Origin of the sequence: Candidatus Liberimonas magnetica, from assembly GCA_020523885.1 — a bacterium.
GTDB classification, from domain to species: domain Bacteria; phylum Elusimicrobiota; class Endomicrobiia; order Endomicrobiales; family JAFGIL01; genus Liberimonas; species Liberimonas magnetica.
Genome location: JAJAPY010000014.1, coordinates 69,245 through 79,527, shown reverse-complemented (window position 1 = coordinate 79,527; position 10,283 = coordinate 69,245). Strand labels below are relative to the sequence as shown.

3 protein-coding genes and 2 pseudogenes are annotated in these 10,283 nt (G+C 37.9%); all 5 read right to left on the bottom strand.

Going from position 1 to position 10,283, the window contains the following annotated elements; translation table 11 throughout:
• Positions 1-877: 877 nt before the first annotated feature.
• Positions 878-1,069, bottom strand: a pseudogene (locus LHV68_10490) (DnaJ domain-containing protein).
• Between the two features lie 2,583 nt (positions 1,070-3,652).
• A pseudogene (locus LHV68_10485) lies at positions 3,653-5,569 on the bottom strand (DnaJ domain-containing protein).
• A gap of 2,471 nt (positions 5,570-8,040) precedes the next feature.
• The gene (locus tag LHV68_10480) at positions 8,041-8,559 is read right to left on the bottom strand and encodes a hypothetical protein (GenBank protein ID MCB4792295.1); all 519 of its coding nucleotides are present in this window, start codon (positions 8,557-8,559) and stop codon (positions 8,041-8,043) included.
• A gap of 268 nt (positions 8,560-8,827) precedes the next feature.
• Entirely contained in the window at positions 8,828-9,643 is an 816-nt protein-coding gene (locus tag LHV68_10475) for a 7-carboxy-7-deazaguanine synthase QueE (GenBank protein ID MCB4792294.1), read from the bottom strand.
• Positions 9,640-10,278, bottom strand: a complete 639-nt coding sequence (gene queC, locus LHV68_10470) for a 7-cyano-7-deazaguanine synthase QueC (protein MCB4792293.1) — start codon at positions 10,276-10,278, stop codon at positions 9,640-9,642. The genes LHV68_10475 and queC overlap by 4 nt, the downstream gene beginning before the upstream one ends.
• Positions 10,279-10,283 lie beyond the last annotated feature (5 nt).

Below are 10,283 nucleotides of genomic sequence, written 5' to 3'. Positions count from 1 at the left end.
CAATTTTTACTTTAACGCTGTATCTATATTTACCGCTGGAACCAGGAAGGAAAGTGCCTTTTAAAACGTACCCGTCGTTCACCCTTACCAGAGGAACGACTGTGCTCTTATCTCCAAGCGAAAATGTAACCTCTGCGCTTAACAGTTTTAGTAAATAGTCCGGAATCTTTTTCTTAAGTTTAATAGAAACTGTATCTGGGAATTGAGGTATTACCCAAGGTGTTATATCTACTTTTTCAACTATGTCTGAAACCCCCAGCTTCTCTATCTGCTTAAGATCTTCTTCAGGTATGGCTATATTAGCAAGTGCTAACGCAGGCAGGCCAAAATAGAGTGCGATATTTTCGTTATAATAATCGTGGAAAACCATGCTAAGGTAACCGCCCATTATTGCCGCTGTTACCGGAGAAATACTTAGGATCGAAACAAAAGAAAAAGGCAAAAATACTACTACAAGTGACACAGTAACTCTTATAACTAAATTAAGAGCTATTGTCCCGACCATTTTTGATAGGCTAATTTGCTTGTGTTGATACTTAGGTAAAAGCTCAACCATGTCGGTTATGATATGCAGTGCTGCAAATATGCCTGTTATTGCCAGAAGCCCGGCAGGATTTGAACCAAACAAAGCATAGGCAACGGCAAGCCCCACGCTCTCTCCAAAAACACCCGTAAATAAGTAAAGGAAACCGTAGAATGCTTTGCCAAGAACGCCAAGGTTTGGGTCGGCCAATTTTTTTCCGATTTTATCATGTAAAGGACTAAAGAGCTTTAAACTCGGCGCCGCAACTGCCGGGGCCTGTAGTGCTAATATTTGTGTTTTTGGTGTTTCCTGTACCGGCGTTTCCTGTTCCTTAGTTTCTCCCGTATAATCCGGATCATATTTTTTTCTTTTTTCATCATCGCTTAGCACCTCATAAGCTTGCTGGATCTCTCTAAATTTAGCTGCCAATTTTTCATCGTTCTTAGTAATATCCGGATGGTATTGTTTGGCTAATTTCCTATAAGCTTTCTTTATTTTATCACCAGATGCATTTCTATCTACTCCAAGTACTTTATAATAATCAATGCCTGCATTTAAAAGTTCTGAATTTATATTTTCTGATAATTTCTTTATAACAGCTTCTATAATACTTTCTATGCTTGCTAAAGCAATCCTTACCTCATTTTCATTTGAATATATTTTAAACAGTTGCTGCAATGACGTAAATAATGATTTAATTGCAGTATCAGCGCCTTCATCGATATCATATTGCTTCAAAACCTTATATTTTTCATTTAACCTTAAATATCTCTCATAGTTTGGATCTGAAGCATATTTTGCGTCGTTTTGAATATCCTGTATTGTTTCCAATATACTTCTATCCAACATTTCCTTCTCATAAGTACCTCTGTATGGAGTAAACCTGTTGTCATACATAAGTTTTTGTAACGCATCTATTACTTGTCTCCGTAACACGTTATCGCCATTTATTAATGCTGCTTTAAATCCAGCACTGATAACTCTGTGAACTGCGGCTACATCTTCCTTTGTTTTAGGCTGGATTTTCCTTATGTATGCCAAGAGCACCGGCACGGCCAATTTCCCAAATACTCTTGCCAACAGCTCAACAGCATAAGGAATTAAAAGACCCCTGTCCGATTGTAATTCCGGTTCCAATTTATCAGCTAACTTATCCAGCTCTGCCTTATCAGCAAAAAGTACGCGCATTAATCCGTAGCATGCCATTTTAGGACTTAATACATCTAAATCAACCCCTAGAAGGCTGTTCATGACTATAACATTTCTTGGCTTTTTAACGCCCGGCTTATGTATGATGTCAAATGGCTCTTGTTCGTCAAGATCTGCATTAAATTCTAATAAACCTGCAAATTCTGGACGTATTTTTATGTTTTCAAATTTATTCAAAATTTCTATATCATTAATCTTTCCCTCTATAATAGCATCTAAATCTCTTTTTGCTCTATTACCCTTAAACGGAGTAAACCTGTCGTCATCCTTAAGTTTCTGCAGTAAATTTAAGGCCTCATCCTGTAACTCGGGGGTACTTTGCAGTAACGTTTTTCCAAACCCAATATTGATAATCCTGAAAATTACATCCACGTCTTTCGGAGTTTGAACCTGGACATTTCTTATAAATTCAAAAAACAGCGGCAGGGCAGAATTGCCATATACTTCCTCTAACAATTCAGCCGCAAAAGCAGTTAAAATGTCTTTACTCGAACTCAATCCAGATTTATCCGCTAACTTATCCAGATCTGTCTTGTCGGCAATTAATATGTATACTAATGCGTAGTATGCCGTATTGGTTTCCAGCGAATCCAGCTCGACACCCAGAAGGGTTTCTATTTGATTAACTTGAGATTTAATTTCAGTTAAGTTGCTAAAATCCTGTATTTTATCAAGATCTCCTGCAATGGTTAGTAAACCTGCCAACTCTTGACGTATCTTCATGGTTTGGAGTTTACTTAATATCTTTATAGTGCTAATTCCTTCAGATATAATCCCATTTAATGTAGTTACCTGGTAAGTAGTCCTGTATGGGGTAAACCTGCCGTCTCTTTTAAGTTTTTCTAACGTGCTGAGAGCCTCATCTAAGAATTCGGGGGTACTGCCTAAGGCTGCTTTTTTAACCCCCATACTGATAACCCTGTAAACTGTAGCTACATCTTTTTTTGTCTTAAGTTGTATGTTCCTTATATACCCCAAGAAAAACGGCAGGGCAGAACTCCCGTACACCTTACCTAACAGTTCAGCCGCATAAGCAACTAATATCTCTTTATCCTGGTCCACACCTCTTTGTTTAGCTAACCTGTCAAGGCCATCAATATCAGAAATCATTATACGAATCAATGCGTAATATGCCATACCAGAATCAAGAGAATCCAGCTCAACACCCAGCAGAGTTTCTATATGCTTGACACCGGAGTATTTTTTGCCGTCTGGTGTAATTATGCTGTTAAATGAACACTTTTTAACAGGATTTCTTTCCAAGGTTTGCAAAATACTCAAGAAATTCGAATTCATTTCTGGTAGGTTAGACTGGTCAAGCTTTGCTGAGGCAGGGGTGCTTGTCGTTAAAGAGGCATCGCCGCGTGTTACAATATTTTGAATGTTTAAGACTAAATGCATAAGAAGATTTGCCGTGTTCCTTCCTATCTTTGCAGACAGCTTTTCTAATTTCTTAAGACTTATTATAGGACAGACAAACCCAAGCATCAGTATATGAGCTGGAGCTGATAATGCCATCAAAATCATCAAAGGTGCAAACAGTATTACACCGCCGACAAGCCCGCCTATCTTCTCGCCTATATCCATTGCGGTTTTTACTGCCCCTATCCTTTCGGCTATCTCTTTCCGGATAGCTTTTCTTTCTTCATCAGAATAATACACGCTTACACTGTGCACCTCAAGAAGTTCTGCCACATCTTTAGTATCGAACAGGCTAAACTCTAAAAATGGCGCTAAAAGCTGTGTAATTGCCCTTAAGACCGGATGCGTATAGACATATTTGCCGGAATTTATTGTAGTTTCATGCCTTAGGGTTTCCCATCCTTGAGCCAACTCATTTTTGCCTAAAATTCTGTTGACCAGATTCCCTACAAACTCGTAACTGCTTTCTACTGTCAATGCCGCTCTTTTTCCATACCTATCATAGTTACTTCTTCTGTCAGGATCGCTTAATACCTCATAAGCTTCGTTGATTAGCATAAATACAATTTGTGCTTTTGGATTTTTATTAACATCCGGATGGTATGTACGGGCTAATTTCCTATACGATTTCTGTATTGTGTCCGGGCTTGTGCGTGGACCGACTCTAAGTATGTCATAATAATTCATTATACTTAAATCTGCTTTCAGTAAATCTATCTCAGGTAACTCTTCATCAATATATTCATACATCAACCAAGAAGGCGCATTTCTTTGCTCCACTATTTTTAATTGAGTTATAATTGCATCTATGTTGTCCAGGGCTAAACTTAATTCATCTTCGTTAAGGCTCTGTTGCTCAAACATTTGTTCCACTTTCTTAAACAACACTTTAAGGTTATATTTAGCAGTTCTATCAATATTCTGACTTAAAAAATCCTTACAATTATATTGTAATCTTAAATATCTTCTATACAGCGGATGGCGAGTATGGTCAGCACCTTTTGGAATCTCCTTTATTAATTCTGAGACAACTTTGTCTAACTCATTTAATTCAGAAGTCCCATTGTACCACCCATACGTCAAGTTATTCGTGAATCCCCATAACGTTTGTAATGCTGTCTTCTGCATCTCAGGACTGCTGTTCAATACTGCCGGTCTAAAGCCAGACATAATAACCATGCGAACCATATCAATGTCTTCTTTTGTATTCGGCTGGACTTTACTTATATATTCCAATAGTACCGGCAGAGCGTCACTACCGTATACTTTTTCCAACAAATCAGACGCATTCGGAATTAAAATATCTTTACTATTTAATTTTAACGGCTTTGCCAGCTTTTCAAGCTCTGCCCTGTCAGCAATTAATATCCGCACCAATGCATAAAATGCCGAACGAGCATCTAACGTATCAAGCTCAACGCCAAGCAGTTTTTCAATATCTTTAACCATTTCCAACTTTATACCATCCGGCGTAGTTAGGCTGTTAAATGACCGTATTTTAACAGACTTCGTTCTTACCGTTCTCCAAATCTCTGAAAACTCGGGTCTGCTATTGGGCAGGTTAGCCGGGTAAACTTTTGCACTCTTTAAGCTAAGTGCCGGCAGTTTTGTAAATGCCGCTATTGTGTTCCATACACCGTGAGTTAACAGGCTTGTGGCTATGGCAGGTGCCGGGTTTAGAAGAGTAAACGGCAAGAATACCGCAATTACAGCTATGCCAAGCCGTACAATAAAACGTTTTAGTATTTCTTTTTTCGTAATATAGCCTTTGTTATACTCCCGGACATCATTTATGATATGAAGCGAGGTAAAGGCTAAAGTTACCGCTCCAAATACGGCTATTCTTAAAAACCCGGTAACTGGCACAAGGCTTATTACCCCAAGCATCAGTGTCTCAATCGCTGCCCAGATTAAATATGTTGGAAGCGTGGATTTCCATGCAGGCTGAAGGCTTTTCTCAAACTCTTTGGCTATACTTCTTCTAAATTCATAATTTATATCATCATAGATATTTTTGGGCAGCACATCGAATAATGTCTCTTCATCTCTTAATTCTTCTACTAATTCTCTTAAGGGATTTGTTTCCCTTCCTATCCCTTTTTTGAACAACTCTATAAACTTCTGCAAATCCCTGCCGGATATGTATTGCCTCATTTCAAGCCTGTCTGCTTCAGGCTCCATTTTTATTCCAGCTGCTTCATATTGCTGTCTTCCAGCTTCATCAGAAAAACTATATACTCCTCCTATCGGGGTTATTTCATATTTCCCTTTCCTTAATGCGTTTTTCCTAAATGACAATAAATAATAGTCTCCGACTTTTATCATACATAAAGCTGACGGACTTAACCTGACTTTTTCTTTTTTTGATAAAGTTCCCAAATCCAATTCATTTGATTTAACACCTTCCAACACCATGCCGGCGCTGGCACCCACATTAACTTCTTTGCCTAAGAAATCACCGGCAATAATTCCCATTTCTTTATCAAGTTTAATCTTGCCGCCGCTAGAAAGAGCATTCTCAATCGTTTCCCTTGTCAATAAAACAGCTTTTATGCCGTGACTATTTTGTATCTTTTCCTTTATCAGTTCTTGTTCAGCTTCTGTGAACTCAATTTTAAATATCTCCAATATCCTTAAGGTGTCCTCTCTTTCATGCCCGGCCCTGTCAGTACCGCCTTCAGGGATTTGATAGATCGTGGCCTGAAGGTCTTTTAAAGGGATCGTACCCATATTTTGGATATTTACTGCTTTCTTTATAGCTGCTTTACTGCCGTTCGCCAGCCCCAGATAATGCCCGGCCTTATCGTATTCGCGCAGCACAGAAATAGTTTTTCCTTCTGCGTCAACATAGCTTATAGTAAGCGTATATTTCCCGTTATTCTCACTTATGTCTATTTTATTATCTTTGCCCGGGATGTTCTCTTTAAGCATCTCAGTAATGGCTTTTTTTGCATCATCAAGTGTAATTTCACCTTTTGATATGCTCTGAACTAGATCGCCGGCAATTATAGTCGCCCTGTCATGTAAACCAAGCATTGAAAGTATTATAAGCTGCAGAGAGTTTAAATGGTTGCTGGCAAGTTTGATGTTTGAAAAATCTACCGTACTAAACACTAATTCCTGTTTTACCTGTGAAACCATGTTATTTAATTGATTAGGCAGCATCCCAAAGGTTTTTGGTTGTGAGGCTAGCATATCGCCTTCAAATTTTAAAAACTCCGTATAAGTATTTTCCGCAAAACCAACATCCTGGGTTACGTTCGGTGTAATTACCACATACTGGATATTCTTCTGTTTCATTAGTTCTGAAAGACCGAGTGTATGGAAACCGCCTGTTATTATCACTATAACCTCATCGGCTTTTTCAAGCAAATTCGACGGTTCAACCTGCGAGTTCGGTGCGTCCTTGGGCTGCGAAGCAGAAGTTAGGGGTTCGGAGTTCGGAGTTAAAACAGTTTCACTGATCCCTTGTTCCTGGATGTCACAGTTCGCAAGAAGGGCGTCGTTCCTTTTTAAGTTTACACTGTAATATTCGTTAAGCAATGAAATATATGGCTGAATCTGGGAGAATTTATCGTTTCCAATATATTGAGCCCACAACGAATTGAATTTAGGGATATTGTCTTCAATATATTTGTAATCTTCGGCTGATATTTTAGAGGACAGGTAGTTCTTTAAATACCTTGAAAAATCAATCATAAAAACTATATCGCGCTCGCTTGGCTTTAATGCAAGCCTTAAACGGATCTCGTTAATCAGTTTATCTTCTTCTTTGACTAATTGAATAGGGTTAAGATCTTTGCTTGAATCAAGGTAAGTAAAAAACTTCTTAAGGTTAGGCAATTCATTCGTCAGGGAGGGATCATAATCTTTCGATATCTTTGAGAGGTATACATAGAGCTGGTTTGCCTGTGTAAAATTAACGGTATTTGCAACAAGCAGGCTGTAAGCGCTGTACGGGAGCTTCTGTTTTAAAACTGCAATATAGCTCTGGAGTTCATGGGTTATCTTTTTGTAATTGAGCTCTTTTGCAAGGCTTAAAGTATTTGAAAATCCAAGGATATTCTTGAAGTTTGCTATATCAATATCAAGGTTTTTTGAGTATTTGATTAAACTTGAATAGTATTTCTGCGAGTTCGTTTTCCCATTCTTATATTTGAGGACAACATCGTCTAACTTTCTGTTTCTGGGATTGTAGTACCTTTCTTTAAGCGTATCAAGGTCCGGGGAAAGCTTTCCAAGACCTGCCATTATTTCTTTCTGGCTGTTCTCAATAGCGTTTAACCTGATGATATTATCCGTATGAAGCTTTTTATCGTCAACACCGAACAGGAGCCCGGGTTTGTCACTTATTGCCGAATAATATTCCGCTCCGGTAAGTTTCCCGCCGTTTATCAGGGTCTCAAGTATTTTTGTTTTAAGCCTTTTGTCCTTGACCTGTGTTATCCAAGATGTGTCTACAGGCCCGGAAGCGCCTTCAATATATACTTTTTTCATGTGGTATTTGTTGTCCAGGATTGAAAGTATCTTGGCTATGTTCTTTTGCACTTCCGGATGGCAGTGCAGGTCCTGGATGTTAATTACCAGCGGATAACGTTCAGCGGATAGCGCATAGTTCTGGTCCTGAAAGCTTCTACTATCCGCTCTACGCTCTACGCTATACGCTGCACAAGAATCCGTCATTCTTCCGACCGTAACAGGCAGGACAAAAGAGTCAAAGATCTTTTTAAAATCTTTAAGTTCTTTCTGCTTCTCAACCACTGCCTGGAGGGGCTGGCTGACGATAAAGCTAAATATGAAACATAGAGTAGTTAGGATAGCGGTAATCTTTTTGAAATTCATTGTTCCCTTAAGCGCAATTTATCTTGCACCAATAAAAAACCCGGCTAAGATAAGCCGGGTTTAAACGTTTTTATATTGATATTTGAAATTACGTAGTTATCTATTGTACCTCTTGGCAAAAGGAAAAAAAGAGTCATAAATATCAGAAAAATAAAAAATTGCAGCAGAAACTTCTTTAAAAGCACCAAGAACTGTAAATCATTGCCGCAAACCGCAAAAGTATTGTTAAAATCCTGGCAGGCTTTACACTCAGAAATATTCCAGGAATAATTACTGAAGGTTGGAATAGAAAATACCTGTTCGAAGTCCTTGGCGGTTTTAGACTTATCCTGCGATTTGTTTTTTTCAGGGATTGCAATTGAACTCTGGAATGTTATTTTGCCCATCACAATATCTACCGTGGCTGAAACGCAGGACAATGCCAGGAAAGTTCTTGCAACATCAATGGTATTTCCAAGCGCTGCTGTCGCTACAATACCGCTTTCCTGCGCGTTAACCGCAAAGGAAGAAAACAGGTTAATGAAAAGACATAAAATGATTAAAACTATTAAATTTATCTTCATAATATTTATATTATTATATATTATAACCTAAATATAAGGAATTTCAACAAAAATATTGTAAAATCTTTGTAAATTCTCAATTTTTGGAATTAAAGGTTTTTTACAGGCGAACGATATACATGAATATAGATTTGAAATAATTTTTGGAATTATGCTCTTTCTTGATTTCGTTATTATTTTAATAAAATGCATTGAAAAATGAATATTTTAATTGTTTATGCGTGTTATTCAGATAAAAGCAAGTAGTTACTGATACATAACTTAAAATTCATTTTATTTTCCATATCTTATGCATTTGTGGAAGTATATTTACGAAACTGAGTTTTCTTTTTGTATATCTTAATAAACTATATAATAATAAAGGTTTTATTGTTTTGCATCCTTTAACAGGTGTTGCAGGCTGAAAAATAAACGGAATTTTTACAGATATTTTCCTTACAATATCTATTGCCCTTTTTATCTCTTCATCTTTAGTTTTGTACGTTAGAACTACTTTTACAAAAATCTTGCCTTTGCCAATTTCTAAAAAACCTTTGTGCTGTTTCCAAAATGCCTTCCCGCAGGCAGAAGGCAATTTTATGTCCATAGCTATCGTGTCTACCCACTTATTAACTTTTTTAAGGTTATCCTTCAAAATCCCGTTCGTTTCAAGATATATCTCATACCCATTTTTCTTTAAAGGGGGCAACAATTCGGATAAAAACTCATTATAAACAAGGGGTTCACCACCTGTTATTGATATACTTGGATTTATTCTTAAGTTAGATTGCTTCGTCGCTTCGCTTCTCGCAATGACTAAAGAAGTGTCATTGCGAGTCCCGCAGTAGCGGGACGAAGCAATCTCTGTGTTATTGAATTTCCTATACATTAAATTAGCATAAAAATGTCTTTTTACCAGTCTATCTATCTTTTCAAGTACCTGCTTTACATCCATTAATTTATAGCTGCTTTTCTTAGTGTCGCAGTAATCACAGGTAATATTACACCCGAAAAACCTAACGAACACCTGCGGTTTTCCTATGTGTATACCTTCGCCCTGGTATGAAAAAAAAATCCCAGCTATAGGAGCTTTTATCATTCTCATATTAAAGGATCACTGGCTTTTGCCTGTCCAAAACCTTTCTTCCTGAATTTGCATGAATCGCAGACCCCGCACGGTTTTTTGCCGCCCTGATAACAGGACCAGGTTAAACGATAAGGAACCCCGAGTCTGAGTCCAAGCTTAACGATACCTGATTTTGTAAACTTTAGTATAGGTGCATTTACTTTTATGCCCGTACCTAATGCTTTGAATACCTTATTTATAGCCCTGTAATAATTCGGCCTGCAATCCGGATACCCGGAAAAATCCACAGAATTGGCTCCGATAAATATATCTTTTGCACCGATTGTCTCTGCGTAGGACAGGGCAAAAGCAATAAATATGGTATTTCTGCCGGGTACGTAGGTAGACGGCAACCTGTTTTTTAACACTTTATTCACCGGTATTTTTTGATTCTTATCTACTAAGGAGCTTTTGTTCCATGGAAGGTTTATCTTTATTATTTTATAGGGGCAATTCGCAGTTTTAGCGATTTTTTTTGCTGAATTTAATTCCTTTTCGTGCCTTTGCCCGTAATCAATTATTAGGCAATGACAAAGGTAGCCTTTTTGTCTGGCCCAGAAAAGAACTGTTGAAGAGTCAAGACCTCCAGAGAGTAAGACCACGGCTTTTTTCATAGGGA

Coding starts and splice junctions, on each gene's coding strand:
- LHV68_10480 (MCB4792295.1), bottom strand. CDS start 8,559: ATGAAGATAAATTTAATAGTTTTAATCATTTTATGTCTTTTCATTAAC.
- LHV68_10475 (MCB4792294.1), bottom strand. CDS start 9,643: ATGAGAATGATAAAAGCTCCTATAGCTGGGATTTTTTTTTCATACCAG.
- queC (MCB4792293.1), bottom strand. CDS start 10,278: ATGAAAAAAGCCGTGGTCTTACTCTCTGGAGGTCTTGACTCTTCAACA.